The following is a 26,642-nucleotide window of genomic DNA, read 5'->3' as shown; positions in this document are numbered from 1 at the left end:
ATTAAAATCGAAAAAACCCCTGGGACACATATGCCTCAGGGGTTTTTAATAGAATATAAGTTTATGCTTTTGTTAGACCAAGTAATACAGCGCCGCCGATAATTAAAACACTACCTAGTGCAATAAAGATCAATTGACGTTTTGTTTTCTTTTCACCTAAGAAGACAATCGCACCGAATGTTGAGATAACGATTCCAGTTTGAGATAATGGGAAGCTTGTCGCTACTCCGACACGTGGTAATGAAAGAAGTAAGAATAAGTTTCCTGTTCCCCAAAGTAAACCAGATAAAGCATTACGAATTGCATATTTGTTAAATGGCTTATGTTTAGATGTCAGTACAACCGCACCGACAAACATACCAACTGCTTGTGGTAAAATAGCAGACCAACCATCAATGTTATACCAACGAATAATAATTACATATACAAGATAGCCGAAAGTAGAAACAATTAAAGTAAGAAGTCCTTTTTTCAATTGTCCTGGTGGCTGTGCATTTTCTTTATCATCTAATGATGTGAATACAACGCCAACTACGATTAATAGGATTGCAATCGTTCCCATAATGATCGTTGTTGTAGTAGTCCACTCGCGGAAAGCGATAACTCCAAAGATAGAAGTTGCAACAAGTTGCATACCAGTAGAAATCGTTACAGTAGTAGAAACACCTAACTTTTCAACTGTTTTTAATTGGTTTACTTGTCCTAAAGCCCAGAATAAACCTGAAATAAAACCAACAATCAAGATTGTCATTGTTAAAGCTGGTTGAGTAAATACATACATAACTGTTGCGAAGAATAGAGCACCGATTGTCATACCTACCGTTTGGCTATATGCACCACCGCCCATTTTTACGCTTACTAATAAGATGTTTCCCCATGCAATTGCAGGAAGAAGCGCTAATAAAATGTCCATTACAAGACTCCCTTCGGTTTGCTATACCAATATAATTACATATCGTTCTAACGATCGGTAATGCCCCACTAATAGAGTAGAAGATTACCGATCGCTAAAACAGGATGAAGAATTCACGATATAAATGCGTTTTCATTTCTTCATTTTTTCAAACACCTCCATATAATAACAGGAAATTGCCTATTTTAGAAAGTAAATTCAAATAGAATGTATATTTAAATAAAAGGTAAAATTCAGTCACTTTATATAGTATTTTTTATTTCCTAAGAAATAAAAAAGCAGCTTTTGTCGAAAGCTGCTTTAAGAATTAGTAATTCTTTTATTAATGAGCTGAATACATAGGAGAAATATGAGTGACATACTGATAGTGATAATTACAAGTGTCCAAGCGAGTTGCATATTACTTGCATCAATGGCCATATAAATTGCTGTTGGGATTGTCTGTGTTTTGCCAGGAATATTCCCAGCAAACATGAGTGTAGCACCAAATTCTCCTAGTGCACGAACAAAGCTTAAGATCATACCGCTTAGTAATGCAGGAAATGCAAGCGGTAGTGTAACGTGTAGAAAAACTTGATATTCACTGGCGCCGAGATCGCGAGCGCCCTCTTCAATTTGTACATTTGCGATCGAAAATCCTGTTTTTGCTGATTGATACATGAGCGGAAATGCGACAACTGTAGAAGCAATGATAGCAGCAGTAGATGTGAACATAATGGACTGCTGAAATACCGATTCTATCCACTTTCCAATGGGGCTGTTATTTCCAAAAATAATAATGAGAAAAAAGCCGATTACAGTTGGTGGAAGTACCATTGGTAATAAGAAAATAGTTTCTAGTATTACTTTATATCTCCATGAGGAGCGTGCTAGTGACCGACCGATAATCGTTCCTAAAATTGTGACGATAATGGTGGCGTATGCAGCTACTCGTAAAGATAAAAAGACAGGTGACAAAATATCATCAAAGCTCATGGCAATTATGATAGGACTGTAAATCCATATTTCTTAAAGATAGATTGTGCATCTTTTGACTGCAAATATTCATAAAATGAAGTCGCCTCTTTCTTATGCTTCGATTCTTTTATAACGCCTAAAGGATAGTGGATTGGTTCATGAGAAGTAGCTGCTGCCGTCTCGCCAATTTTTACTTTGTCTGAAATGAGAGCATCTGTTTTGTATACAATACCAGCATCGACATTACCTGTTTCTACATATGTTAACACTTGGCGAACATCTTTTGTAAATACGATTTTATTTTGAATGTCATTCCAAAGATTTTCATGTGTGAGAGAAGCTTTTGCATATTTCCCAGCGGGTACAGATTCAGGTGTACCAAGTGCGATTTTTTTGATTTTCTCATCTTTTAAATCTTGAATTTTTGTAAGAGAGCTATCTTTTGGGACGACTAGAACTAGTTCATTTCCAAGAAGGTTTTTTCCTTCTTTTTCATTAATGAATCCTTTTTTAACAAGTGTTTGGAATTTATCTTCTGCTGCAGAGAAGAATAAATCAGCAGGCGCACCTTGTTCGATTTGTTGTTGAAGTGCACCAGAAGCACCGAAGTTAAAAGAAAGTTTAATATTAGGCTTTTTCTCTTTATATTGTTTTTCAATTTCTTTTAATGCATCTTGTAAGCTAGCAGCAGCTGATATAGTCAGTTCGACTGTTTTTATCTCTTTAGCAACTGACTTCTCTTTCTTTTCCACGCTTGTACAAGCAGCACTAAATATAAGAAGGAAAGAAAGTATAAGTGCCCCAATAGATCGTAATGTGAATTTGTTCATAAAAAAATCCCCTTTCGTTTTGATATAATTAATTATAACTAAATATAACTAATTATAACTAGTTATAATTGAATATAATTTGAACAATATGGTTGTTTTTAAAAAATAGGAGAAATATTCTTTTCTTTGTTACAATGAAGGAAGAAAGTGAGGAATCGTCTATGGATCATCATTCCTACACAACGGAAGAAGTAGCGAAGCGATTAAAAGTATCAAAACTAACTGTATACGACTTAATTAAAAAAGGAGAACTTCCTTCTTATAGAGTTGGTAGACAGATGCGCATTGATACAGCGGATTTAGAACAATATATAAAGCAAATGAAAACAGGAAAGATACAAGTTACTTCTGTAAAGAATGACGATAGTAGTATCTTGAATACATGCATCATTAGCGGGCAAGAACTAACGTTAGATATGTTGGCAAAACGTATAGAAAATCGATTGCTAAATTCTAATGTATTAAGAGCGTATCAAGGTAGTTTAACAAGTTTAGTGAAGATGTACCAAGGAGAAGGAAGTGTAGTTAGTTTACACTTATTTGATGGTGAAACGGGTACTTATAATGTTCCTTACGTAAAACGTATTTTAGTTGGACAACCGTGTATTATGATCAATTTATTGGCAAGAAATGTGGGGTTTTATGTTCAAAAAGGAAACCCAAAGAAAATAAAGACATGGGCTGACATATCCGGGTCCTCTATAAAATTTGTAAATCGAGAAAAAGGCTCTGGTATTAGGGTGCTAGTGGATGAACAATTACGAATTCAAAAGTTAAATAAAGAACATATTAGTGGATATGAATGGGAAGAATCGAGTCATCTTGGTGTTGCCACGCAAGTTGCGAACGGAAAAGCTGATGTTGGGGTAGGATCGGAAAAGGTTTCGCAAATTGTAAATGTAGACTTTATTCCGATAATGAAAGAACAGTATGATTTAGTAATTTTGAAGAATAAAGACAATGAAGAACTTATTGAAGTTATGAAAGACATTCTGCAATCGGAAGAATTTCATAATGAGTTAAAAGCGATTGGCGGATACGATATTATGAAAACAGGCCAAATTATATATGAAACAAACTAAAAAGCTGCTTGTCTATAAGACGAGCAGCTTTTTCTATATATAAAGGGGTTTGGGGAAACGAATTGTTAAACAAGACTTTGAGCAAGTGTGTAAATGAAAGCTGTAAGAAGAGTCGCTCCACTTGCAAGTCCGATAAAGTCTGATTTGTTGAAAGTAATGTTGTTCATTATAATCTCTCCTTATTTGTTTAATGTAGTTGCAACTGCTTTTGCATCGACAAGTGCGGATAGCACCATGCCCATTGTGTTAAAAAAATTGTTTGATTTCATTTTGTTCATCATGCGTATCCGCTCCTTTTCGAATTGTTGTTGCCCTGCTTTATGTCTTAATTATAGGGAAAATGATGAACTACAACTATCGAATTATCTTACGGGAGACTTACACTTTTGTAAGAAAAAAAGACATTCGTGTAAGAATGTCTTTTAAAGCATATTGATGTGATGGTGCTCTTCAATTGTTTTTAAAAAGCTACGCATTGAATTGGTCATGTAGCTATCTTTGCGGCGTATGAAAACAGTTGAAATACTACCGTATTTCTCGGGAATCGGATGACAGTGTACTTTACCTGCTGTAGAAAGATGTTGTACCGCGGACTGGGGCACGAGTGTAATCCCAAGACCGAGTGCTACACTATTTAATATTGTTTCTAATATGTTAAATTCCATAATTCTTTTTGGTAGCAAACCTTCATCTTTAAGCCATCGTTCTAGTTTGGAACGGTATCCACACCCTTGATTAAAAACGAGTAAGGGCGTCGTAGTAAATTCTTCTATATGAAAAGCTTTATTTTGTGTCACGAGCATTAATTTTTCTGTACTAACATCGTATTGTTCAATTAGTGGATGCTTAATAGGACCTGATATAAAGGCGCCATCTAATTGATGGTCAAGGACTTCTCTAATAAGTTCTTCGGTTAGACCAGCTTGTAATGATAAATCAACGTTTGGATAGCTTTTATAGTAAGAAGACAAAATGGTAGGCAATGTACTTACTGTTTCGACTGTACCGATTTTTAATATACCAGATGGTGTTTCACTATCTAGAAACACTTGTTTTAGCTCTTCAACATCTTGCAAAATTTTATTAACATAAACGAGCATTTTTCTTCCTTCAGCTGTTAAAGTCATGCCTCGTTTATGACGGTAAAAGAGCGGTGTTTTTAGCTCGTTTTCTAATTGTTTAATACGTGCGGTTACATTTGATTGTACATAATTTAATTCCTTTGCTGCGCCGCTTACACTACCGCGGTCGGCAACACTTTGGAAGATTTGTAAGTCTCGTAATTCCATTGTATGCTCCCCCTTGATGTTAACTATCATTATAAATGATAGTTAACATCATTTTGAATCGTTTTACGTGATATGTTTTTTCTTTTACAATTTTCTTTGTGCAAATAGAAAGAAGCGGGGGATTATGGTGAGAAGAGGTCAAATAGTAATAGGAGCTTTGGCATGTTTAATTGCAAGTATGTCATGGGGAGCGATGTTTCCGGTTGCTGATCATGCGCTAGAATACATAGATCCATTTTATTTTTCACTTATTCGTTATGGAGCAGTGGCGATAGTACTGATTGTATTATTGTTAATGAAAGAAGGAAAAAAGGCATTTCGTTTAGAAGGAAGGGGAAAGTTACTCGTCTTTTTTGGAACGATGGCGTTTACTGTATATAATGTACTCATATTTTTAGGTCAAATGTTAATGGGGAAATCAGGTGTAATGGTAGCCTCCATTATGGAAGCACTCATGCCGATGATTTCCATTTGTATTTTATGGGGATATAAGCATATAAAACCGAAAAAATATATGATAACGAGCATGATTATCGCTTTTGTAGGAGCTGTGTTTGTTATTACGAAAGGTGATATGAGTTTCTTTTTAACATTGAAAGATAACATGTTTTCACTAGCGTTTATATTTGTTGGTGTTGTAGGTTGGGTTATTTATACGATGGGTGGTCAAACTTGTAGCGATTGGTCAACATTACGCTATTCTACATTGACGTGTGTATTTGGTACGACTGTCACAGGAATTATAACTGTAATGATTACGGTGCTTGGGTATGTTCCAGTCCCAAGTATGGGAACGATTTCTATCGTGAAGTATGATTTGTTATTTATGATGACATTACCAGGAATCGTAGCGCTACTCGCTTGGAATTACGGTGTGAAAATCTTATCATCGATTAACGGCATTTTATTTATTAATTTTGTACCCATTACGACTTTGATTATTATGATGATACAAGGGTATCAAATAACAATGTTTGATATTGTAGGAACTTTACTTGTTATTGCAGCACTTATTCGCAATAACGTTTGTCAGAGAAAAGAAGAAAATATAAATAAGCAAGTTTTACAAGAAGAGCAATTACGCCAAGCGGTTTAATAGGCAATTGGAGGATTTAACATGTTAGAAAGTTTATTGTTTTTCTTCGCCATCGGAGTTGCGTGCGAGCTTGCAGCAATTAATCGAAATGGTCGTAAGAAGGTAAAACAACAAGCTGAACTGATACAGCTTTTAAAAGAGTTAAAAGAAAGAAAAATTTAAAAAGACGACCGGGCATAGACGGTCGTCTTTTTCTATATATAAAGGGGAAAGGGGACACAAAGTTTATATAAGTGTAGCAGCGTAAATAAAAGCAGTAAGAAGAAGAGAGCCGCTAGCTAGTCCTAAAAAATCTAATTTGTTAAAGGTGATGTTATTCATAATATACTCTCCTTACTTGTTTAATGTAGAAGCAACAGATTTTGCATCGATAAGAGCGGACAATACCATGCCCATTGTATTCGTAAATTTGTTGTTCTTCATTTTGTTCATCATATCGATCCGCTCCTTTTCAAATGGTTGCCCTGTTTCTGACTTAATTGTATAAGATATTGGGGAGAGTCACTATCGAATTAGCTTACAAGAAAATTACACTTTTGTAAGAATTGAAATTTAACAATAAATACTTATTTTTATTACCAACTCCTAAAACTTAGTGTTATAATCATTGTAAGAAAATGATTATACTTCGGATATTTAGAAAGGAACGAAACAAATGTATAAACCAATTACATTTTCGTTGAAATATATATTTAAAATGGCTGGGAAAGTAGAAGTACAAGGGAGAGAGAAATTACCGGAAGGCGGCCCTTACGTTGTTGCGTGTACACATACGAGTTTTATGGACGTTTTAATGTTAGCAACTGGGATGTATCCAACCCAAATTCATTACATGGCCAAAAAAGAATTATTTGAAGGGAAATTCAAAAACTGGTTCTTTAAAAATGTAAATGCATTTCCGGTAGATCGTGCGAATCCAGGGCCGAGCACATTAAAAATTCCATCGCGTTTATTAAAAGAGGGAAAAGTAGTAGGGATTTTCCCAAGTGGAACGAGATCAACAGAAGACGTTTCATTAAAAGCGGGGGCTGTTACGATTGCACTGCGTTCTAACGTTCCATTAGTGCCGGCAGCTTATATTGGTCCATCAAGTGTAAAAGAATTAATAAAAGGAAAAAAAGCGCAATTAGTTTTTGGAGATCCGATTCAAATTGATGCCGGAGAACAAATAGATCGAAAAACGGCTATGAAAATGATGACAGATCAATTAAACGAAAAATTTGAAGAACTAAAGGAAACTTTGCAATCGAAACAAAAGTAAAAAAGACGACCGGGCATAGACGGTCGTCTTTTTCTATATATAAAGGGGAAAGGGGACACAAAGTTTATATAAGCGTAGCAGCGTAAATAAAAGCAGTAAGAAAAAGAGAGCCGCTAGCTAGTCCTAAAAAATCTAATTTGTTAAAAGTGATGTTATTCATAATATACTCTCCTTACTTGTTTAATGTAGAAGCAACAGATTTTGCATCGATAAGAGCGGACAATACCATGCCCATTGTATTCGTAAATTTGTTGTTCTTCATTTTGTTCATCATATTGATCCGCTCCTTTTCGAATAGTTGTTGCCCTGTTTCTGACTTAATTGTATAAGATATTGGGAAGAGTCACTATCGAATTAGCTTACAGGAAAATTACACTTTTGTAAGAAAAACGAATGAAGGTGTAATGATGAGAAGATTTGACATATGTTCATGGAATTCATTAAGTTAAAAGGAGAGGTGAGTGTATGGCTAATATTAAAGATATCGCAAAGATGGCCGGAGTTTCAGTTACGACCGTTTCGAGGGTGCTAAATGATCACCCATATGTAAGTGAAGAAAAAAGGAAAGTGGTTATTGAGATAGTTGAGAAGTTGAATTACTCACAAAACGCAAACGCTGTTCATTTATCCAAAGGGAAGACAAATATTGTTGGTGTAATTTTACCTTACATTAATCATCCGTGTTTTGATGCGATGGTAGGTGGAATGATGGAGGTGGCGTTAGCTCATAATTACAGGGTGTTACTTTGCCAAACGAATTACAATAAAAAAGAAGAAATGAAAAGTTTACATATGCTAAAAACAAAACAATTGGACGGCCTTATTATTTGCTCGCGTGCGAATGATTGGGAAACGATAGAACCGTATGCTTCTTACGGCACAATAATTGCTTGTGAAGATAATGATATTTCAAATATCTCAAGTGTATATACAAATCATTCGGCAGCCTTTCAGTTAGGAATGAATTATCTTATTGAAAAAGGTTATAAAAAAATTGGTTATTGTACGGGAAGGAAATTAGGGCCAAGTAGTCAAAAACGTTTTGATGTTTATAAACATCAATTACAATCCATAGATGAAGAGGTTAATGAAGAGTGGATTTTTACAGAATGTTTTACATTAGAAGATGGTGTGAGAGCGGCTCATAAGTTAAAGGAGATGCAGGTCCTCCCAGAAGCGTTAATAGTAGCAGGAGATGAAGTTGCGATTGGGATTATGACAGAAGTTGAAAAGTTAGGTATTCAAGTTCCTGAGGATTTGGCGATTATTGGTTTTGATAATCAACCTATTTCACAAGTGTTACAGTTGACAACGATTGATCAAAATTTAAAGGAGATAGGCAAAAACGCTTTTGAAATGTTTTATAGGCAAGTGAGCAACGAGAGTTATAAACAAGAAAAGGTGGAGATTCCGTATGAACTTGTGGAACGCTCTACAGTTTAGTCTTAATCCGTTATGTGTATAATCGCATAACGGATTATTTTTTGAAATGTCTTTGACAGGAAACGCGTTTCATACTTTATAAAAGAGTTAAACCGGTCTGTAATAATCCATGGATTCTTTTCAAGTATTAAAACAATGAATAGAATTTGGAGGAATATGCATGAATGAACTTTTATCGAGTATGAAAAAATATGTAGAGGATGACGAAAAGATTTTAGCTGTTGTGGTAGGGATATTTGAGAAGGATGATTTTACCGTAGCTTACCGGCAGGGGATTTTCGCTGCCACTACTAGACGTCTCCTTTTTTACGGGAAATTTTCGTGCTACCCTGCAATATTTGAAGAGTATCCGTATTTGCATATAGATGACATAGATCTCTGTCCATGTTTTGAATTTACTTGTAATCATGAAAGGGTTAGAGCTAGGTATATTCAGAAAGGGAATGTGGAGCGATTTGTTTGTGTAGTTAGAGAAAATATGAATAATTAATCAACCCTTTGTTTAAACATAATATCTCGATCTTTAAGAGGTAAAATGCGGAATAAAAACCACTTCTAAACCTCTAGGAGATAGTGATACAATGTCAAATGGGGGAGGGTATGAATTATGGTTAATCAACGTATAAAGGAAATAACACTAATTACAATTGGTTCATTATTATTCGCAATTGGTATTAATTACTTTGCAATTCCAAACCGTTTATCGGAAGGTGGAATTATTGGTTTAACGGTTGTTACGTACTACTTATTTGATTGGTCACCAGGGATTGTGAACTTTGCTATAAATGCAGTTTTACTAGCTATTGGTTATAAGTTTTTTGATAAAAAAACGATGGTTTATACGATTTTAGGGATTGTAGAAACATCCTTGTTTTTATATGTTACAGAACATATTGAATATCATGTAAATAGTGATACGCTATTAGCAGCTTTATTTGCTGGTTTGTTTGTAGGTATCGGATTAGGCTGTATGTTCAAAGCTGGAGGTACATCAGGAGGATCGGCAATTTTAGCACAGTTAGCAAATCAATATTTAGGGTGGAGCGTTGGTAAAGGCGTACTTATTATTGATATCGTTGTAATTGCTGGTTCTGTATTTATAATAGGACAAGAAAAAGCGATGTACACACTTGTTGCAGTATTCATCGGTGCGAAAGTGATTGATTTCATTGTAGAAGGAATGGATACAAAAACGGCTGTTACAATCATTTCAAATCAACCAGATTTAATACGTGAGGCTATTACGAAAAACATGACACGCGGTGTCACTGTATTAGAAGGACGCGGCGGATATACTGGAAAAAATAAAGAAGTTTTATATGTTGTTATTAATAAACAAGAGCTTGTTAAGTTAAAGCAAGTTATTAGCCGAGTAGATGAAGATGCTTTCGTTGTTATTCATGATGTGCGTGATGTGCTTGGTGGGGGCTTTAAAGCGAGCTAAAAGGTGAACGAGTAAAATCGTTCACCTTTTTTTATTCTTACAAAAATGTAAGTGTAATGTAATGAGATTCAATAGTAGATTTTATTGCTTCTTCTTAAAATGGATGTATATATATCCTGCAGAGGAGGAATGTTTATTATGAAGAAAAAAATGATCACTACTATAATAGCGATGCTAGTGATAGTAGTAATGTTACTGCCTACAAAACTTGGACCAGTTATTGATAAATATAATCCGCTTTATAAGACGAAAGAATACTATACGGTTGTGAATACAATTGGTCAGCATGTTGGTGATGAGTGGTATGAATATGAATTTATTGCATTTGACGAACGTGGAAGAGAACAAAAAATAAAGAAGACTGTTAAGCATATATTAAAGAGAGATGAAGCATTAAAAGTGTACGCAAAAGGACGCTACGGTGAGTCAATTGAAGAAATTGAAGCTGTAAATATTCCTATTAATGCGAAGAGTAAACTTTTAGCGATGAGATAGCGAATATACCCCTACCTATTTTTTGTCGAAAATCAAAATACTAGGTAGGGGTATTTTGAAGTTCATAAAAAAGCCTTAGTCCATATGGGCTAAGGCTTTTTTTATTATATAAAGGGGAAGGGGGTACATTGTAGTAGCATGAGTGAAAGGTATAAGAAGAGTAGCTACTAGCAATGTAATTTGGTTATGTGAGCGTTCTTCTTATTTGGCTTACTTTCTAACTGTATTGTACGAAATATAGATATGGAAAACTATCGAATTACATTACGCATGGCTTACAAACATGTAATCCTTCTGTAATGTAATTCGATAGTTAAAAGATAGTAAATTTAATATAGTATAAGTAGAAAGTCTAATGTATTACTTTCTGTTTGTAATGTAAGGAAGAATGAAAAACCAACTACTTTTTAATAACCCTCATCTGTATGTAGATGGGGCTCTTTTTATAAACCTTACAACATTGTAAGGTTTACGTAAGTTAATTCGATAGTAAATTTGTCATATTTTTTGCATAATAGATACAAATAGATGAAAATAATTAGGGATTTAGTAAGAAGGGAGAAAAATGGGATGCGTAAAGAAGAAGTAGTGAGGTTTCCAATTAAAGATTTCTGTAGCTACTTTACTGTTGCCGTAGTATGTATTGGATTATTTGATATCATAACAAACTTAATTGTTAAATAATATAGATGATAAAACAAGAAGGGGGTTCCTTTCTTGTTTTTTTTATGGAGGAATAAAGATGAAGTGGATTGATAGCCATATACATGTTGATCAATATAAGGATGAAGAGAAAAGTAGATTACTTAAAGATTTGGAAAATAGTAAAGAGGTAAAGGGGCTTATTGCGGTATCTATGAATTATCAATCATGTAAGGAAACTTTATCTTTAGGAAAGAAATTCCCTTTCATACACCCAGCAATAGGATTTCATCCGGAGCAACCGATTCATAAAGAAGAATGTGAGCGCATATTCAAATTAATTGAAGCTCATGCTGAGGAAATCATTGCGATTGGTGAAGTGGGCTTGCCGTATTATTTAACGAAAGAAGATGAAGGGGTTACTATAGATTCATACGTGGCGATATTGAGACGATTTATAGAACTAGCTAGTGAATATGATTTGCCCATTGTATTACACGCAGTTTATGAAGATGCCGATATTGTATGTGATTTACTTGAAGAATATAAAATTTCACGTGCACACTTCCATTGGTTTAAAGGAAATGAAGCGACAATGGGACGGATGGTGAGGAATGGTTATTATATTTCTATCACACCAGATGTTTTACATAAGGAGAAAATTAGAAAGATCGTTTCGTATTATCCACTGGAATATATGATGGTAGAAACGGATGGACCGTGGGAATTTCAAGAGAATACTATAACACACCCTTGTATGATTAAAGATGTATTAGAAGAAGTTAGTGTAATAAAAAAATTTCCAGTAGAGAAAGTTGCAGAACAAATATATAAGAATACAGTTCGCTTTTATCGATTGACTGAATCCTAAAAAACACCAAGCAGCTCGCTTAGTGTTTTTTATTAGGATTCTAATTTTTTCGCACGTCTTAATAATAATAGAAAGACAATGATAACGAACCCAAGTATAAGGAAGAATCCATATTGTTTTATATAATCAATTAAGTCATTTGCACTAGTTGATTTTTCAACGTGGATACCGTCTTTATTAGTAGTAATATGAATATCTTTCATTTTTACTTCATTCGTTTCTTTTTGTAAATCAATCCACTCTATGTTTGGAATACTCTCTAGATCTTTTAATACTTCTTTTAATGGTTTCACACCTAAGTAAGGATGATAGAATGCACCAATAACTCCATCGGATAATTTAGCAACAGATAAAGCACGCTCTTTCATTTGGGCAATAGCTCGTGGTTTATCTTCTTCAATAAATCCAACTGTTTCAGGCATTAATTTCATTCCATGTAGAAATGATGGTGTACTTCTATACGCTGGAGAGTGCATGGATTTCCAAGTTGTATCACTTAACTGCAGTTGACCTACATAAGTTGAAAAGTACTTTGATAAGATTTCATATCCTTTTTGAGACATTGTGTAATGAGGTGCTTCAAATGCGACAGGATATAGTTTAGCATCTACAAGTTCTTGGATACCTTTTTCAATATGATCTGTCGTATATTTTTCTTCAAATGCTTCACCTTTTTTTACATATTGGTTATATGCCTCTATATTTGGGAAATTATCTTTTGTTTTTGGCTTTTCATGCTTCGGTTGACGAATGGGTTGATCAGTTTTTACGTCCCAAAATTCAAACCCTTCACCAGTTTCACTGTCATAAAATTGGTGAGTATAGCCATGCATAATAATTGCTGCACCATCATCTTGCATAGAGCGTAAAAGATCGACTAGTTTGGGTTTATCTTTTAAATGTAGTGTTTTACCTGTCTCTGGATCTGTATATACAGGAATAACAGTTATCATATAAGGAATCTTTTTATTCTTTAATAATTCGGCAATATCCTGTAATTGATTTATATCTGCAGCTGGGTGAACATCTTCAAGGCGTAAATAGGCTAATTTTTTATTAGTTTCAGGTTTTTGTTGGAAATAAGAAAATAAGCTTTCGCCAATATAATAAGATATCCAATCAAAGAGGTTGGAAGTTGCAACGTAATACGAATTGTTTTGCTGTACAATTAATGGATAAGTATTATTGTCTCTTAAGGCATGGGCAAGAATTGTTCCATTTGTATCAAGTTGTTTAATCGATCTCTCTTCCTCTAATGTATTCTTTAGCTTACGTGTTGGATATTCAATTTTATCAGAGTTGATATCTTCGTTTTTAAGTGTGATGAACGAAAACCGATTAGATAACTGTTCTATGTTTTGACCTAAAACTAGTAGTGGTCCGGGGAAGCTTTCTAGAAATTCTTTTGCTTCAGTAGAAAGTTCTTCTTGTTTTTTACCCATGTAAATAACGTGTGTATACGAAGATTTATCAGTTGATTCAGATAACTGTTTTATATTTTTAATTGTTATATCATTAGTGAAATGTCCTACTTGTGTATTAAGTATTTGGATATCACTTGTAATTTGATCATCATTTGAACTGTATAAAATAAGGACTTTCGACTTTTCGGTTTTTTGTGCGGAAATAGGGACAGGGATTAATAGTAGTAAGCTGAATAAGAGTAATAGCCATTTTTTCATATTATTATTCTCCTAGTTTATATTTAGAATTCAATTTACAATTATATACAAAAAATAAGTTATAGTCTATGAAAGTTACATTTTTGCACGTATTTACCAAATGTTTTTTCACAAAATAGGCCTAAAGCATGATGATAATATGTATAGTTATTTGCTATGATAAAAGAGTAAGAGAATGATAGAACATAGGTAATTGTAAAGGGAAGGCTGAAAGGGGACAAATTTCAGCGGAGAAAGAGGTAGAGGTAGTGAAGAAATTCTTTGTAGGATTTTTAGTCGTTCTTGGGGTGTATTTATATTTCCAAGGAAAGTCTGAAGGAATGGATAAGCTAGTGAAAGAGACAAGCTATGTTGATTCAGAAGAAGCAAAACAGATGAAACAAATTATTATAGAGGAAGCAAAGAAAGTAAATCTTCCAGAATGGATACCTCTTACAATTGCCGAACATGAAAGTCGATTGAATCCAAGAAGTATTGGAGACAACGGAACTTCATTCGGATTGTTTCAATTGCACCGTGGTGGTGGACTTGCGCCAGATCATTTAACTGATGAAGAGTTGAAAGACCCACGTACAAATGCACAAATTGCAATGCCGTATTTGGTGAAGGGATATAAGCGCGGGGTGCAAAGAGGTTTGACTGATTTTGCATTATTGAAATATGTAGCGAATACATCGGGATGGCCAGGGAATTTAGGGCCAGAGTGGACGGATAACAATATGAAGTATAACGTTGGATTAGAGAACGTATACTATCGAAATAAAGATGTACTAAAAGAGTAGGTTTTCGATACCTACTCTATTTTTTTATGGATATTTTTGTCTTCCTGCCTTGTGAAGTATTGCGCTAGTTGTATGTTCACTTCTTCTAGTTTTGTAGAAACTTGTGGTATTTTATATCCTACATACAACGGTGAAACGACAAACCTAGGAACAACTTTACAAATAATTTTTCCGTTTAAGTGATAGAAGAATAAGTTATAACTGCTACACCCTTTATGGAAATCTGTCAGTATGTAACGTACAGTTTGCTGAATGTAATTTGCCATTTCATCTATACATGCAATATCATCAATGATTATATTGAATTCAGTAAAACCGATAATAGGACGCTCTGAAATATTGAGTTCAATACGTTCATTTTTTTGAACAATTATCCCTTGGAAATTTTCCTTCTCAATATTCTCGAGATAGTCTACATGTTTCATTCCGATAATTTGCATGTGTGCATGATGCAAACTTCCGCCTGAAAATGGACCATGATTTTTGTATAAAATTACAGATGAAAAGTCTTCGTTTTCCTGTAACTTTAACCAATGTTGAATAGAGAAATGAATTAGTTTTCGCATATGCTCTTCTGTATATGTTGCGATATGATCTTCACAATTATCCGTTTCGATTAACACGGTTTGAAATGTATCTTTTAATGTAGGGAATTTATTTTTCAACCAAATAATTGAGCCCTCAGTTTCTAAAATATCCGTTAAATTTTCTCTATCGCAAAATGGACATGCAGCGCTTCTGTTCCGAATGCTTTCTGATTTTTGTTTACCGATATCGTTTAAAAAATATAGTTGTTGTGTATCCATTTGTATATACTCCTTTAAAATATGTGTAAAAATCCCGCTTAATACATTCGGGGAAAGGAGAAGGAAATCCTTTAAAGTGAATAGGGAAAAATAAAAGACAAGATATCCTCATTACGATAGGGTATCTTGTCTTTTATTTTTTCTTTAATAATGTGTATGGATAATATAGAGTATTTTCACTATGTTTCGTTTTTCTATTTTTTATTGTGTATAAGGCGATTGCTGTACTTGCGATTATAATAATGGCTTTCTTCATATTCATATACCCCTTTTTATTGTTGGTTTAATTCTTGGCTAACTGCCTTTGCATCGACTAAAGCGTGTAAAATCATTTTCACCATGTTCATCATATTTCTTCACTCCTTTTTATAGTTCATTTAGTTCTTTTACAACTGCTTGTCCGTTCACTAATACCTCAAAGATTGCTTTTACGATTTCTTTCATCATGATTGTTTCCTCCTTTTGTTTGTCTCTCTTGTTTACATCTTTATTGTATAGGGAGGCATCTTTTCGTACTATCGCTTTCCATTACGTGAACATAACAGTTTTGTAAGATTTGATGTCACTTATTGAAATGTTTAGTCTATCTTCATTATTTTCAGAAAAATGACTATTCAAACATAAGATAGGGAAGTATAATAAAGAAGTAAGTATTAAATTCCGTACGAAAGGGGTGAATGAGATGAAACGTTCTTTAGCTGCGCGTGCCAAATTTTTAGATTTTATCTATTTTTGTCGTGCGATTTTTCATGATGTGGTTGTTAACGGGATACGTCTGCCCTTTTTTAACAATTGCATAGTAGCTATTGAACGATAGAAATCTCTTCACCCATTTTTAATAAACGTGTGAAAAGGGAGCTATTTGGCTTCCTTTTTCTATGTCGAAAACCATGGGGAATGTTTCTTTCCCATGGTTTTTTTATATTGAAAGGAGTACGGAAAATGACAATTTGTAGTGTAAATAATGTAACGAAATCTTTTGGTGGAAACATCATATTTGAAAATATATCGCTTGAAATAAAGAATGGTGAACGTGTTGGTTTAGTTGGCCGTAACGGTAGTGGGAAGACAACAATCTTTGGCCTTCTAACAGGAATGGAGAATGTGGATGCAGGAGCCGTTCATATGAAGAAAGGTACACGTATTGGTCATGTCGCACAAATTCCAAAGTTTGATGAGGGCATGACTGTATACGATGTATTGGGTTCCGCTTTTAAAGTAGAAAAGGAATTAGAAAAAGAAATGCGTGTTTTAGAAAAAAATATGACGGAGGAACGGGAAGCGTCTGCTTTGCAAAAATTGATGGAGAGGTACGGTGTAATTCAAGAAAAATTTACGTTTCTTGGTGGTTATGAAATAGAGGCAAATATTATGAAGGTAGCAAATGGCCTACAAGTGACGGAACTATTCCTCCGATCATTTCTAGAATTAAGTGGAGGAGAACAGACGAAGGTAAGCCTTGCGTATATGCTATTGCAGAAACCAGATTTACTTCTATTAGATGAACCGACAAATCATTTGGATTTATTTGCAGTCGAATGGTTAGAGCAATTTTTAAAAGAATACACCGGAACAGTTATGGTTATTTCACATGATCGCTATTTCCTTGATGAAGTTGTAACGAAAGTTTTTGATTTAGAAGATGGAGAAATTCACGTGTATCATACGAATTATTCTCAGTTTGTTGAGGAGAAGGAAGAAAGGTTGCTTCATGAGTTTCAGGCTTATCAAGAACAGCAAAAGAAAATAAAGAAAATGAAAGAAGCAATTAAGCGTCTACGTGAATGGGCAAATCAAGCGAATCCGCCGAATGAAGGACTGCATAAGAGAGCGAGAAATATGGAACGTGCGTTAGAACGTATGGAGAAGTTAAAGAGACCGATTTTAGAACGAAAACAGATGGGACTTCAGTTTGAAGGGCAAGAGAGAAGCGGGAAAGATGTTGTTGTAATGAAAGAAGTAAGTAAAGGTTTTTCTGACAAACCTTTATTTGAACAAGCGAATTTACATGTTCGTTTTCAGGAGCGTGCGGCTATCGTTGGTCGTAATGGCACAGGGAAGACTACGCTACTAAAATTACTATTAGAAGAAATAGAGCCAGATGCTGGTGAAATTCGGATGGGTAGTAGTGTCAAAATTGGTTATTTATCGCAGCATGCGTACGGAAATATAAAGAATAATGTATTGGAAGCTTTCAGAGAGTATGTAGCTGTAACAGAGGGAGAAGCAAGACATATATTAGCTAAGTTTTTATTTTATGGTCCAGCTGTGTTTAAGAATGTAACGCAACTGAGCGGTGGAGAAAAAATGAGGCTAAGACTGGCGCAACTTATGTATCAAGACATCAATTTTTTAATTTTAGATGAGCCGACAAACCATCTTGATATTGAATCAAGGGAAGTTTTAGAGGAAGCTCTTGAGCAATATAATGGAACGATTTTAGCTGTTTCACATGATCGTTATTTTTTAAATAAGTTATTTGAAAAGACGTATTGGATTGATGAACGCAAATTATTTGAGTTTGCAGGGAACTATGCATGGGCTCGTCAAAAGTGGGAGGAAAGGATTGAGAAGCAAGTAATAAAGCAGAAACCTCAAGGGAGAAAAAGTATTGAAACAGTCCCTGTAAAAAAGAAAGAAGCTAGGAATATTGAGGGGATTGAAACCGAGTTAATGCGTGTAGAAGAAGATATATATGCACTTGAATGTAAAATGGAACATGTAGCTGATGTTGAAATGCTTGAACAATTGTATGAAGAAAAAACGAAAAAAGAGTTGTTACGAGCGGAGTTATATAATGAGTTAGATAATATTGTGGGGTAAAGAGTAGAAAGCTAATTCCTTTCAGTTTTGTTGAAGGGATTAGCTTTCTTTTTTTATAACTATATTTTACTGTAAGAGATAAATGAAAAAGTGTGTTTCACGTGAAACAGTAACTTGGGTAAATCTTTGTTACGCATCTTGTATAGGTTGTGAAACATATGCAATGGTGAGGCAAAATATATATGTTATTAGTAGATTTTCGATAGGATTAATTACGAAAGTAAAGGCTAATTATTCCCCGAGACATAAGTATGTATGATGGAAATCTGAGATTGAAAATAAAAAAGAAAGCAGAGTCACAGCTTTACGCGCTGAACTCTGCTTTCTTTTTGTGTGGTATCTTCTTTTGTTGAAATGATAATAGCGATCCCGAGCATAATAAAAAAAGCTAAAAAGAGGACGAATTTTGGGAAGAAAGGGAATAGTAATAGCGCCCCGACTATCATAATTGTTAATAATACGTAGTGCAGGACATATTGGAATAGGTTGTCCATGTTTTCGCCCCCTTTTTGGTAATTGATTATTAGTATTCTATGTTTCATGCTGAAGGAATAGAAGTAGTTTTTATGTTTTTTAATATAAAATGTGGATGCATAAACTAAAAAACATTAGAAACGATACATATTGAAAACGAAAAGGGACTTATAAAAAAAGCTATAGTAGGGGTTGAGTGAAGATAACTACAACGATATGTAGTTTCCTAAATTAAATAGACAATATTTTTGAAAAAAACCATAAAAATATTTATTTAGAAAGAATTGACAAAATATATTGAAAGTTATAAGCTATTAACCATAAAGTCTACCGGAAAAGTCGGAATAAGATTGTTACCCCTCAAAAACATCTATTTTTTACGATTAAAACCGACTTTTCCGATTGGCTATAAATGTTGCTGCGGGAGGCATACATAAGGCAAGCAGTTCATAAGGTGTAATTATTAAAAAAAGTTAGGGTGGGGACAATGAAGAAAAAGACGAAAAAATGGGCTGGTGTATTTTCGGTATTAATGAGTAGTTCGCTTGTGCTATCTGCTTGTGGGGGACAGGAAGATAAGGCTTCTACAGAACCGGTTAAACAACAAGATTTAAAAAATATAAAAATTGAAAAGATCGCTGCGACAGATAAAACGAAAGTACCAGATAAAGCGAAGAATAGAAAAGATACGCTAGTAGTTGGTATTAGTAAACCTGGCGGCGTATTTTTACCATATTTCCAACAAAATGGTTGGGATGGAAACGTGACTTCAGTGATTTTTGCATCTCTTGTATCAACGGATAAACAAGGGAAACCAATTCCGGAATTAGCGGAGAAGTGGGACGTTTCTTCTGATCAGTTAACATATACATTCCATTTACGTAAAGACTTAAAATTTAGCGATGGATCGCCATTAACAGCAGATGATGTAGCGTTCACATTGACGCTTTTACATGATAAGGCATATGAAGGTGAAATAGATATCTCTCAATATGCGGTTAAAGGTGGTAAAGAATATAAAGAAGGAAAGGCAACTTCTATTGAAGGTATTCAAGTTGTTGATCCACAAACAATTAAAATTACCACTGAAAAAGTTAATTCACAAGCTATATTTGTTTTAGGCGGTACAGTATTATCAAAAGCTTATTACGGAAAAGATTACAAACAAAATACAAGTTTAGATTACTTAAAAGAGTTATATGGAAAACCGATAGCTGCGGGTCCATATAAATTTGAAAAGTATATCCCGGGGCAAGAAGTTCGATTTGTAGCAAATGAAAATTATTATGCGGGCAAACCCAAAATTCCAAACTTCATTTATAAAATTACTTCTGGCGATACGAAGCTTCAATTATTCCAAACAGGTGAGGTTGACTACACTGGCCTAGGTACTGGTGATGAAATTCTTGAACAGGCTAAGGGTTTAGAATTTGCGAATATCCAAATCGAAACAGCAGCGTCATTTAGTTATATTTATATGAATAATAATAAGCCGTACTTAAAGGATAAAAAGGTTCGCCAAGCACTTATTTACGGATTAGATCGTAAAAAATATGTTGATACAGCACTGAAAGGATACGGTACGGTAGCTAATGTACCAATTCATCCAACTTCTTGGGCTTATACGGAAGAAGGGGTTAATAAATATGAATACGACAAAGAAAAAGCGAAAAAATTATTAGATGAAGCAGGATGGAAAGTTGGTTCGGATGGAGTTCGTGAAAAAGATGGTCAAAAATTAAAGCTTTCTTATTTCGGCCCAAGTTCGGCTAAAGATAGTGATTTATTAATTCCAATTGCGAAAGAGAATTATAAAGAAATAGGTGTAGAATTTAATCCAGAATTTATGGACTTTAATACTATGCTTTCGAAGGTAAATAAAGGTGACTATGATTTAGCTTCTGTTTCGACACCGATTACAAGTGATCCGAGTGAAACAGCTGGTGAATATTTGTCTGGTGTCAATGATAAGAGTCTTGGTTATAAAAATGCGAAAGTAGATGAGTTAATTAAAAAAGGTATTGAGACAGTTGATATTGAAAAACGTAAACCTATTTATAAAGAATTATATAAAGAGTTAAGTGATGACCCACCAGTAATTCTATTAAACTACCGTAGAACAATTACTGGTTATAACGGGAATATAAAAGGAATTGACTCTGAAAAATACAATAGTATTAGCGCAAACTTACCGGTTTTATCATTTGAAAAATAACGATAAGGATGTATAAATAGAAGACATTTTTTCATTCGGTTAGTAATGTACCGCTTTGAAAAAATGTTCTTCTATTTTAGGCATAAGATTGGAGAGAAAAAGGGTGAAAACATATATCGTTCGTAGGTTGTTACAAATGATTCCTACACTGTTCGGAACATCAATTATTATTTTCTTCCTGTTTGCGCTTCTTCCAGGAGACTATATTGATTCAAATCCAAAAATTACACCTGAAAGGGCAGCTGAACTTAGGGAATTATATGGATTAAATAAGCCAATCGTTGAGCGTTATTTTCATTGGTTAGGTAATGCATTGCAAGGGGATTTTGGTTTTTCGCTTCAATATCAGGAACCTGTAACGTCATTATTAAATAAATTTATTTGGAATTCTTTTAGTGTAGCTGTTATTGCATTGTTTTTTATTTGGCTAATTGCACTTATTATCGGCGTATTCTCAGCGACGAAGCAACATTCTTTATTCGATAAACTTGTAACAATTGGTGTCTTTGCAGCAATGTCATTTCCTTCATTTTTTATCGGTTTGTTTTTAATTAAGGTGTTCGCGGTGGACTTTAAGTTATTACCGATAGGCGGAATGATTGATGTCGGGAGTAATTCGACTGGATTAGCTTACGTAATAGAAGTTGCCAAGCATATGGTTTTACCAGTATTTATTTTGACTCTTCTTGGTGTGGGTTCATTAACTCGTTACTTTAGAACAAGCATGTTAGAGGTTGTAAGGCAAGATTACATACGAACAGCACGGGCGAAAGGTTTAAAGGAGAAGACTGTTATTTATAAGCATGCGTTAAAAAATGCAATATTACCGGCGATTACGTTATTAGCATTTGAATTACCAGGTTTATTTTCGGGAGCAATTATTATTGAACAAATTTTTAACTGGCCAGGGATTGGTAATATTCAATTAGAAGCACTAAATTTTCGTGATTATACAGTATTAATGGCATTTACGATGTTTCTTTCTTGTTTAACAATTGTTTCAAACTTTTTCGCTGATATCGTATATGCAGTTGTTGATCCACGTATTCGGTTGAAGTAAGGGGGGATTAGATGGAAACTGTTACAGCAATTACAGAGAAAAAAGAAAAAAAGAGAAGAAATGAATCATCACCATGGCGACAGGCTCTTAAAAAAATAAAGAGAAATAAGATGGCACTCGTGGGGTTTTATGCACTAATGTTTATGTTTTTATTTTGTTTTGTCGGTCCGCTCTTTTCGCCATATGCATCAGGGAAAATACAAGTTGCTTTAATTAACAAACCACCTAGTTTTTCACATTGGCTCGGTACAGATCAATTGGGAAGAGATATTTTAACAAGACTTATGCAAGCAGGACGCATTTCATTAACAATTGGATTAGCTTCAATGGTCTTATCGGTTATACTTGGAGCTTTATTAGGAGCTATTGCAGGTTTTTATCGCGGGATTGTCGACAATATTATTATGCGTCTTGCAGATATTTTAATGTCGATGCCGGGATTGCCGTTGCTTATTATAATGGGAGCTATTTTATCAGAATGGAAAGTACCATCTGATTATCGTCTTTATGTCATTATGATTATTTTAAGTTTAGTAGGTTGGCCAGGACTTGCACGTCTTGTAAGAGGTCAAATTTTATCACTCAGGGAGCAAGCATTTATGCAAGCTGCTGATGTGTTAGGAATAAAAGATTACCGGAAAATTATATATCATTTAATCCCTAATGTTTTACCGATCTTAATTGTTGTATCCACATTAGGTGTTGCAGGCTCTATTTTAGGGGAATCCGCACTAAGCTACTTAGGTCTCGGAGTCGTCCCGCCTACACCATCATGGGGAAATATGATTAGTGCAGCTAACTCATTAATCGATTTCCAAAAGCGTCCGTGGTTATGGATTCCGCCCGGTTTTGCAATTTTTATAACAGTTGTATCAATTAATTTACTTGGTGATGCACTTCGTGATGCGTTAGATCCAAAGATGAGACGGTAGGTGAGGGAATATGAGTAAAGCGGTAGTAGAGCTGAAAGGTTTGCAAACACATTTTCAGACAGAAGAAGGAACAGTAAAGGCTGTTAATCATGTTAGCTTTGCAGTTCGAGAAGGTGAAACAGTTTGTGTTGTAGGTGAATCGGGTTGCGGAAAGAGTGTAACGGCGCTATCGATTATGGGACTTATTGCTGAATCAGGAAGTGTAGTAGGTGGAGACATTTTATATGAAGGAAAAAGTCTTTTAGGTATGAAAGAGAAAGAGCTTCGTAGTTTACGAGGAAATGATATTGCGATGATATTCCAAGAGCCGATGACATCGCTGAATCCCGTCTTCACTGTAGGAGAACAAATTGTAGAAACGTTAAGAGAGCATGAATTACTTAGTAAAAATGAGGCGTATAAAAAGGCAATCGAATTAATTCGTAAAGTTGGTATAGCTCGTGCGGATGAAATTGTCCATTCGTATCCACATGAACTAAGTGGGGGCATGTTACAACGCATTATGATTGCTGTTGCGCTTAGTTGTAATCCTAAGTTATTAATTGCTGATGAGCCGACAACAGCTCTTGATGTTACGATTCAAGCCCAAATATTAGACTTATTAAGGCAAATAAAAGAGGAATTTAAAACATCCATTTTATTAATTACACATGATTTAGGCGTTGTAGCAGAAATGGCTGATTACGTTGTCGTTATGTATGGCGGGAAAGTTATTGAAGAAGCACCGGTACTAGAGATATTCCAAAATCCGAAACACCCATATACGAAAGGGTTGTTGAAATCAAAACCAGTGATGGGAAAACGAATAGATAAACTATATTCTATTCCTGGGCAAGTTCCTAATTTAGTTGGTTTGGATGAGTTTTGCTATTTTAGTGGTCGTTGTGAGCATTGTATGGAAATATGTAAAGAAGAGGCACCAAATTTGAATGTGCACGATGAGAACCATAAAGTAGCTTGCTGGTTATATGAGGAGCGTGCGGAACAATGAGTGAACCATTATTAGAAGTGAAAAACTTAAAGACGTATTTTCCAATTAAGGGCGGCATATTTAGTAGAACGATTGGACATGTAAAGGCAGTTGATGGAGTAAGTTTTACTATTAATAAAGGTGAAGTGTTTGGCCTAGTTGGAGAATCAGGAAGTGGAAAAACAACGATAGGAAAAACAATTTTACGTCTCGTCCAAAAAACGGAGGGAGAAGTAAAGTTTAAAGGGCACGATGTTTATTCCTTATCCAAGGAGGAATTGAGAAAACATCGCCCTAATATGCAACTTGTTTTTCAAGATCCATTTAGTTCATTAAACCCAAGAATGAGAATTGGAGAAGCACTTGGTGAGCCGATGTTGGCTCACGGACTAGCGACGAAAGAAAATGTTCGTGCAAAGGTGATAGAAGTATTGGAGTTATGTGGTTTAGCTCCGTATCATATTGACCGGTATCCTCATGAGTTTTCTGGTGGGCAACGTCAGCGTATCGTTATCGCAAGAGCTATGGTATTAAATCCAGAATTCATTGTAGCTGACGAACCTGTGGCAGCACTAGATGTATCTATTCAAGCACAAATCATTAATTTATTTAGTGAGTTACAGGAGAAAAAGGGATTATCTTATTTATTCATTTCACATGATTTAAGTGTTGTGGAACATTTATGTACAAAAATAGGAATTATGTATTTAGGAACGATTGTAGAAACGGCACCGCGTGATGAGTTATTTACGAATCCACTTCATCCGTATACAAAAGCATTGTTATCAGCTGTGCCAATACCAGATCCAACAGTGAAGCGGGAGCGAATTATACTAGAGGGGGATATTCCCAGTCCAGCAAATCCACCTTCAGGTTGTCGTTTTCATACACGCTGCCCGTTTGCGACAGATGTTTGTACACAAACGGTACCAGAGTTTCGTAATGTTGGTGAAGATCATTTTGTTGCTTGTCATCATGTATAAAAGAGAAGGACCCTTTCAGAAGTTGAAAGGGTCTTTTTTTATTTACTAGATAAAGTTTGTTTTAAAACAAATTGCTCGATTGCATGGGCAACACCATGTTCATTGTTTGTTAATGTTACAACGTCACATAATTTTTTTACATCTTCTTCAGCATTTCCCATTGCAACAGATAAACCAGCAACTTCTAACATTGGTACATCATTAAAATTATCACCAATAGCAATTGTATCTTCAATTGGGATATTAAAATGAGCTGCCATCTGCTGTAGCCCATTTCCTTTATGGCCATTCTTATCCATAATTTCTAAATTAGTAGGAGCAGATGCTGTAACCATAATAGCAGTATCTTCTTGTAACATACTTAATAACTGGGCGCGATGACCTGCATTGAACGTTAAAATGAAGAATTTAGATATTTCGAGTTCTTGATTGTTTACAACATCTTCGATTTTTTGGAAATCAGTAATTAGGTTTGATTTCTTTTGTTTTTCTGTAATTCTTTCGAGTTCTTCTAATGTAACATCTAGCGCATGCTTGTTTTCTTCGAATGCCTGCATCACTTGATCTTGCCATGTAGAAGGAGAGTAAACCCCTTTATTTGTATATAGCTTATATGGAAAACCTTCAGCTTCTAGTAATTTTGCAAGTTTGTATACTTTATCGTTTTGTAAACAACGCGAGTTAATTACTTTTCCATCCACGTAAACAATTGCCCCATTGCTTGCTCCAACTGGAAGAGATAATTGGTATTCTTCCAATAGTTTTAAAGCATCCTCTTTTGCGCGGCCAGAACAAATCATTACAATATGTCCAGCTTCTTGTGCAGTTTGGATTGCTTGTAAGTTCTCTTTGGAGATTTCAAGATTAGATGATAGTAGTGTACCATCCATATCTAATGCGATTAATTTCAAAATGACCACCTCTTTGTTTTTATTATACATAGTTATATAGAGGAAACATATAAACTTATCTTGGAAAGATAGTATTTTGTCCTATAGTGTACCATCCAGTGAAAACCTAGTAGATTCAACCTTACTTATTAAAGATTCACCTTGATTTGTAACAAAAGTAGAGAGGAATATAGTTATATTTAGGTTTATGACTGTAATGTTACACGAATGTTACAAACATGAATGTAGTGGAAAATGCATTAAAACAGTGTTTTTAAGGGTGTTTATAAAAAAACATAAAAAAAATGTAATAAAATTTACGTAATCATATTGCAACGTAATAATTGTTATGTTACATTAATGTTACAAACGTTACGTTATCAAATTCAATGTAACGATAACATAAAAACTATGAAAAAAACATTTCTTAGAAATTACATATAGAAAACTTATTCAAAGGGAGGATAAATGATATGAAAGAGCAAGTATTACAAGTAACAAAAGGTGACTTCGTAGGATCAGCAAGTGGAGCGGTAGTATTAACAGCATTAATCGTATTTCTATCAAGCGTATTAGTATAATAGAAGTTTTGTAACAAAAGATAAATGAAGGGAGAATGAAAGACATGAAAGAGCAAGTATTACAAGTAACAAAAGGTGACTTCGTAGGATCAGCAAGTGGAGCGGTAGTATTAACAGCATT

General features: G+C 34.6%; 31 protein-coding genes. 19 read left to right on the top strand and 12 right to left on the bottom strand.

Annotated elements, in window-relative coordinates; translation table 11 throughout:
- Positions 1-61: 61 nt before the first annotated feature.
- The 3 genes from JDS95_RS25425 to modA form a co-directional block, all read right to left on the bottom strand.
- Positions 62-913 carry a GRP family sugar transporter gene (locus JDS95_RS25425; RefSeq protein WP_000353551.1) on the bottom strand — a complete coding sequence of 284 codons (852 nt, stop codon included), beginning with the start codon at positions 911-913 and terminating at the stop codon, positions 62-64.
- Positions 914-1,213: 300 nt separating this feature from the next.
- Positions 1,214-1,888 (bottom strand): molybdate ABC transporter permease subunit, encoded by a 675-nt coding sequence (gene modB, locus JDS95_RS25420; RefSeq protein WP_002037814.1) that lies wholly within the window; start codon positions 1,886-1,888, stop codon positions 1,214-1,216.
- 5 nt (positions 1,889-1,893) lie between these two features.
- On the bottom strand, positions 1,894-2,700 hold the full coding sequence (gene modA / locus JDS95_RS25415) for a molybdate ABC transporter substrate-binding protein (protein WP_199690862.1): 807 nt from the start codon (positions 2,698-2,700) through the stop codon (positions 1,894-1,896).
- A gap of 134 nt (positions 2,701-2,834) precedes the next feature.
- On the opposite strand from modA, the gene JDS95_RS25410 reads away from it, so the two are divergent.
- Positions 2,835-3,782: a helix-turn-helix transcriptional regulator gene (locus JDS95_RS25410; RefSeq protein ID WP_000657124.1), complete on the top strand. Its 948-nt coding sequence runs from the start codon at positions 2,835-2,837 to the stop codon at positions 3,780-3,782.
- A 65-nt stretch (positions 3,783-3,847) separates the two neighbouring features.
- Here JDS95_RS25410 and JDS95_RS25405 read toward each other — a convergent pair whose 3' ends face one another.
- Together JDS95_RS25405 and JDS95_RS25400 are read right to left on the bottom strand one after the other, a co-directional pair.
- The gene (locus JDS95_RS25405; protein WP_001060020.1) at positions 3,848-3,949 is read right to left on the bottom strand and encodes a DUF3948 family protein; all 102 of its coding nucleotides are present in this window, start codon (positions 3,947-3,949) and stop codon (positions 3,848-3,850) included.
- A gap of 255 nt (positions 3,950-4,204) precedes the next feature.
- The gene (locus JDS95_RS25400) at positions 4,205-5,071 is read right to left on the bottom strand and encodes a LysR family transcriptional regulator (protein WP_000423063.1); all 867 of its coding nucleotides are present in this window, start codon (positions 5,069-5,071) and stop codon (positions 4,205-4,207) included.
- Positions 5,072-5,198: 127 nt separating this feature from the next.
- On the opposite strand from JDS95_RS25400, the gene JDS95_RS25395 reads away from it, so the two are divergent.
- Both JDS95_RS25395 and JDS95_RS25390 read left to right on the top strand, forming a co-directional pair.
- Entirely contained in the window at positions 5,199-6,167 is a 969-nt protein-coding gene (locus JDS95_RS25395; RefSeq protein ID WP_001252497.1) for a DMT family transporter, read from the top strand.
- Between the two features lie 21 nt (positions 6,168-6,188).
- Positions 6,189-6,329 (top strand): YrzO family protein, encoded by a 141-nt coding sequence (locus JDS95_RS25390; protein ID WP_000894062.1) that lies wholly within the window; start codon positions 6,189-6,191, stop codon positions 6,327-6,329.
- A 63-nt stretch (positions 6,330-6,392) separates the two neighbouring features.
- Here JDS95_RS25390 and JDS95_RS25385 read toward each other — a convergent pair whose 3' ends face one another.
- Positions 6,393-6,488, bottom strand: a complete 96-nt coding sequence (locus tag JDS95_RS25385; RefSeq protein WP_001060006.1) for a DUF3948 family protein — start codon at positions 6,486-6,488, stop codon at positions 6,393-6,395.
- A gap of 334 nt (positions 6,489-6,822) precedes the next feature.
- On the opposite strand from JDS95_RS25385, the gene JDS95_RS25380 reads away from it, so the two are divergent.
- Positions 6,823-7,428 (top strand): lysophospholipid acyltransferase family protein, encoded by a 606-nt coding sequence (locus JDS95_RS25380; RefSeq protein ID WP_000277795.1) that lies wholly within the window; start codon positions 6,823-6,825, stop codon positions 7,426-7,428.
- A 64-nt stretch (positions 7,429-7,492) separates the two neighbouring features.
- On the opposite strand, the gene JDS95_RS25375 is transcribed toward JDS95_RS25380, so the two are convergent.
- Positions 7,493-7,588, bottom strand: a complete 96-nt coding sequence (locus tag JDS95_RS25375) for a DUF3948 family protein (RefSeq protein ID WP_001060005.1) — start codon at positions 7,586-7,588, stop codon at positions 7,493-7,495.
- A gap of 305 nt (positions 7,589-7,893) precedes the next feature.
- Between JDS95_RS25375 and JDS95_RS25370 the strand changes: the two genes are divergently transcribed.
- The 5 genes from JDS95_RS25370 (at position 7,894) to JDS95_RS25350 (ending at position 12,323) form a co-directional block, all read left to right on the top strand.
- A complete protein-coding gene (locus JDS95_RS25370) occupies positions 7,894-8,871 on the top strand; it encodes a LacI family DNA-binding transcriptional regulator (RefSeq protein WP_085451145.1) in 978 nt (325 codons plus the stop codon).
- 160 nt (positions 8,872-9,031) lie between these two features.
- Positions 9,032-9,361, top strand: coding sequence for a PH domain-containing protein (locus JDS95_RS25365; protein ID WP_001004255.1), 330 nt, complete (start codon positions 9,032-9,034; stop codon positions 9,359-9,361).
- A gap of 117 nt (positions 9,362-9,478) precedes the next feature.
- Entirely contained in the window at positions 9,479-10,315 is an 837-nt protein-coding gene (locus tag JDS95_RS25360) for a YitT family protein (RefSeq protein ID WP_000248049.1), read from the top strand.
- A 138-nt stretch (positions 10,316-10,453) separates the two neighbouring features.
- Positions 10,454-10,810: a YxeA family protein gene (locus tag JDS95_RS25355; RefSeq protein WP_000728435.1), complete on the top strand. Its 357-nt coding sequence runs from the start codon at positions 10,454-10,456 to the stop codon at positions 10,808-10,810.
- A 742-nt stretch (positions 10,811-11,552) separates the two neighbouring features.
- The gene (locus JDS95_RS25350; protein WP_002042516.1) at positions 11,553-12,323 is read left to right on the top strand and encodes a TatD family hydrolase; all 771 of its coding nucleotides are present in this window, start codon (positions 11,553-11,555) and stop codon (positions 12,321-12,323) included.
- Between the two features lie 32 nt (positions 12,324-12,355).
- Here JDS95_RS25350 and JDS95_RS25345 read toward each other — a convergent pair whose 3' ends face one another.
- Positions 12,356-14,005: a DUF2334 domain-containing protein gene (locus tag JDS95_RS25345; protein WP_199690861.1), complete on the bottom strand. Its 1,650-nt coding sequence runs from the start codon at positions 14,003-14,005 to the stop codon at positions 12,356-12,358.
- A gap of 248 nt (positions 14,006-14,253) precedes the next feature.
- Here JDS95_RS25345 and JDS95_RS25340 point away from each other — a divergent pair, with 248 nt between their 5' ends.
- Entirely contained in the window at positions 14,254-14,787 is a 534-nt protein-coding gene (locus tag JDS95_RS25340; protein ID WP_098825099.1) for a transglycosylase SLT domain-containing protein, read from the top strand.
- An 11-nt stretch (positions 14,788-14,798) separates the two neighbouring features.
- Here the strand turns inward: JDS95_RS25340 and JDS95_RS25335 are convergent, their stop codons facing one another.
- A complete protein-coding gene (locus JDS95_RS25335; RefSeq protein ID WP_199690860.1) occupies positions 14,799-15,593 on the bottom strand; it encodes a DUF4931 domain-containing protein in 795 nt (264 codons plus the stop codon).
- 133 nt (positions 15,594-15,726) lie between these two features.
- Entirely contained in the window at positions 15,727-15,855 is a 129-nt protein-coding gene (locus tag JDS95_RS25330) for a hypothetical protein (protein ID WP_002042521.1), read from the bottom strand.
- A gap of 420 nt (positions 15,856-16,275) precedes the next feature.
- On the opposite strand from JDS95_RS25330, the gene JDS95_RS31615 reads away from it, so the two are divergent.
- Positions 16,276-16,410, top strand: coding sequence for an RAxF-45 family protein (locus tag JDS95_RS31615; RefSeq protein ID WP_000830641.1), 135 nt, complete (start codon positions 16,276-16,278; stop codon positions 16,408-16,410).
- Between the two features lie 125 nt (positions 16,411-16,535).
- Positions 16,536-18,416: a ribosomal protection-like ABC-F family protein gene (gene abc-f, locus JDS95_RS25325; protein ID WP_199690859.1), complete on the top strand. Its 1,881-nt coding sequence runs from the start codon at positions 16,536-16,538 to the stop codon at positions 18,414-18,416.
- Between the two features lie 296 nt (positions 18,417-18,712).
- Here abc-f and JDS95_RS25320 read toward each other — a convergent pair whose 3' ends face one another.
- The gene (locus tag JDS95_RS25320; protein WP_000369250.1) at positions 18,713-18,910 is read right to left on the bottom strand and encodes a hypothetical protein; all 198 of its coding nucleotides are present in this window, start codon (positions 18,908-18,910) and stop codon (positions 18,713-18,715) included.
- 467 nt (positions 18,911-19,377) lie between these two features.
- Here JDS95_RS25320 and JDS95_RS25315 point away from each other — a divergent pair, with 467 nt between their 5' ends.
- From JDS95_RS25315 to JDS95_RS25295, 5 genes are all read left to right on the top strand, one after another.
- Positions 19,378-21,105, top strand: coding sequence for an ABC transporter substrate-binding protein (locus JDS95_RS25315; RefSeq protein ID WP_000730694.1), 1,728 nt, complete (start codon positions 19,378-19,380; stop codon positions 21,103-21,105).
- 103 nt (positions 21,106-21,208) lie between these two features.
- Positions 21,209-22,165: an ABC transporter permease gene (locus tag JDS95_RS25310; protein WP_000860741.1), complete on the top strand. Its 957-nt coding sequence runs from the start codon at positions 21,209-21,211 to the stop codon at positions 22,163-22,165.
- A gap of 11 nt (positions 22,166-22,176) precedes the next feature.
- Complete coding sequence (gene opp4C / locus JDS95_RS25305; protein ID WP_000451062.1) at positions 22,177-23,097, top strand: oligopeptide ABC transporter permease; 921 nt, start codon at positions 22,177-22,179, stop codon at positions 23,095-23,097.
- 10 nt (positions 23,098-23,107) lie between these two features.
- Positions 23,108-24,088, top strand: coding sequence for an ABC transporter ATP-binding protein (locus tag JDS95_RS25300; RefSeq protein WP_199690858.1), 981 nt, complete (start codon positions 23,108-23,110; stop codon positions 24,086-24,088).
- On the top strand, positions 24,085-25,050 hold the full coding sequence (locus JDS95_RS25295) for an ABC transporter ATP-binding protein (RefSeq protein ID WP_001294496.1): 966 nt from the start codon (positions 24,085-24,087) through the stop codon (positions 25,048-25,050). The genes JDS95_RS25300 and JDS95_RS25295 overlap by 4 nt, the downstream gene beginning before the upstream one ends.
- Positions 25,051-25,088: 38 nt before the next feature.
- Here JDS95_RS25295 and JDS95_RS25290 read toward each other — a convergent pair whose 3' ends face one another.
- Positions 25,089-25,961 carry a Cof-type HAD-IIB family hydrolase gene (locus tag JDS95_RS25290; protein WP_000766432.1) on the bottom strand — a complete coding sequence of 291 codons (873 nt, stop codon included), beginning with the start codon at positions 25,959-25,961 and terminating at the stop codon, positions 25,089-25,091.
- 452 nt (positions 25,962-26,413) lie between these two features.
- Between JDS95_RS25290 and JDS95_RS25285 the strand changes: the two genes are divergently transcribed.
- On the top strand, positions 26,414-26,521 hold the full coding sequence (locus tag JDS95_RS25285) for a DUF3948 family protein (RefSeq protein WP_000664237.1): 108 nt from the start codon (positions 26,414-26,416) through the stop codon (positions 26,519-26,521).
- 35 nt (positions 26,522-26,556) lie between these two features.
- Positions 26,557-26,642 (top strand): DUF3948 family protein (locus JDS95_RS25280; protein WP_057526933.1); only part of this gene is annotated, 86 nt, incomplete at its 3' end.

Origin of the sequence: Bacillus cereus group sp. N24 (assembly GCF_016483345.1) — a bacterium.
Lineage (GTDB): Bacteria > Bacillota > Bacilli > Bacillales > Bacillaceae_G > Bacillus_A > Bacillus_A toyonensis.
Note: the sequence above shows the minus strand (reverse complement) of the source record. Positions and strands in the feature narration are given on the sequence as shown.

Coding starts and splice junctions, on each gene's coding strand:
- JDS95_RS25425 (WP_000353551.1), bottom strand. CDS start 913: ATGGACATTTTATTAGCGCTTCTTCCTGCAATTGCATGGGGAAACATC.
- modB (WP_002037814.1), bottom strand. CDS start 1,888: ATGAGCTTTGATGATATTTTGTCACCTGTCTTTTTATCTTTACGAGTA.
- modA (WP_199690862.1), bottom strand. CDS start 2,700: ATGAACAAATTCACATTACGATCTATTGGGGCACTTATACTTTCTTTC.
- JDS95_RS25410 (WP_000657124.1), top strand. CDS start 2,835: ATGAAGGAAGAAAGTGAGGAATCGTCTATGGATCATCATTCCTACACA.
- JDS95_RS25405 (WP_001060020.1), bottom strand. CDS start 3,949: ATGAACAACATTACTTTCAACAAATCAGACTTTATCGGACTTGCAAGT.
- JDS95_RS25400 (WP_000423063.1), bottom strand. CDS start 5,071: ATGGAATTACGAGACTTACAAATCTTCCAAAGTGTTGCCGACCGCGGT.
- JDS95_RS25390 (WP_000894062.1), top strand. CDS start 6,189: ATGTTAGAAAGTTTATTGTTTTTCTTCGCCATCGGAGTTGCGTGCGAG.
- JDS95_RS25385 (WP_001060006.1), bottom strand. CDS start 6,488: ATGAATAACATCACCTTTAACAAATTAGATTTTTTAGGACTAGCTAGC.
- JDS95_RS25380 (WP_000277795.1), top strand. CDS start 6,823: ATGTATAAACCAATTACATTTTCGTTGAAATATATATTTAAAATGGCT.
- JDS95_RS25375 (WP_001060005.1), bottom strand. CDS start 7,588: ATGAATAACATCACTTTTAACAAATTAGATTTTTTAGGACTAGCTAGC.
- JDS95_RS25370 (WP_085451145.1), top strand. CDS start 7,894: ATGGCTAATATTAAAGATATCGCAAAGATGGCCGGAGTTTCAGTTACG.
- JDS95_RS25365 (WP_001004255.1), top strand. CDS start 9,032: ATGAATGAACTTTTATCGAGTATGAAAAAATATGTAGAGGATGACGAA.
- JDS95_RS25360 (WP_000248049.1), top strand. CDS start 9,479: ATGGTTAATCAACGTATAAAGGAAATAACACTAATTACAATTGGTTCA.
- JDS95_RS25355 (WP_000728435.1), top strand. CDS start 10,454: ATGAAGAAAAAAATGATCACTACTATAATAGCGATGCTAGTGATAGTA.
- JDS95_RS25350 (WP_002042516.1), top strand. CDS start 11,553: ATGAAGTGGATTGATAGCCATATACATGTTGATCAATATAAGGATGAA.
- JDS95_RS25345 (WP_199690861.1), bottom strand. CDS start 14,005: ATGAAAAAATGGCTATTACTCTTATTCAGCTTACTACTATTAATCCCT.
- JDS95_RS25335 (WP_199690860.1), bottom strand. CDS start 15,593: ATGGATACACAACAACTATATTTTTTAAACGATATCGGTAAACAAAAA.
- JDS95_RS25330 (WP_002042521.1), bottom strand. CDS start 15,855: ATGAATATGAAGAAAGCCATTATTATAATCGCAAGTACAGCAATCGCC.
- JDS95_RS31615 (WP_000830641.1), top strand. CDS start 16,276: ATGAAACGTTCTTTAGCTGCGCGTGCCAAATTTTTAGATTTTATCTAT.
- abc-f (WP_199690859.1), top strand. CDS start 16,536: ATGACAATTTGTAGTGTAAATAATGTAACGAAATCTTTTGGTGGAAAC.
- JDS95_RS25320 (WP_000369250.1), bottom strand. CDS start 18,910: ATGGACAACCTATTCCAATATGTCCTGCACTACGTATTATTAACAATT.
- JDS95_RS25315 (WP_000730694.1), top strand. CDS start 19,378: ATGAAGAAAAAGACGAAAAAATGGGCTGGTGTATTTTCGGTATTAATG.
- opp4C (WP_000451062.1), top strand. CDS start 22,177: ATGGAAACTGTTACAGCAATTACAGAGAAAAAAGAAAAAAAGAGAAGA.
- JDS95_RS25300 (WP_199690858.1), top strand. CDS start 23,108: ATGAGTAAAGCGGTAGTAGAGCTGAAAGGTTTGCAAACACATTTTCAG.
- JDS95_RS25295 (WP_001294496.1), top strand. CDS start 24,085: ATGAGTGAACCATTATTAGAAGTGAAAAACTTAAAGACGTATTTTCCA.
- JDS95_RS25285 (WP_000664237.1), top strand. CDS start 26,414: ATGAAAGAGCAAGTATTACAAGTAACAAAAGGTGACTTCGTAGGATCA.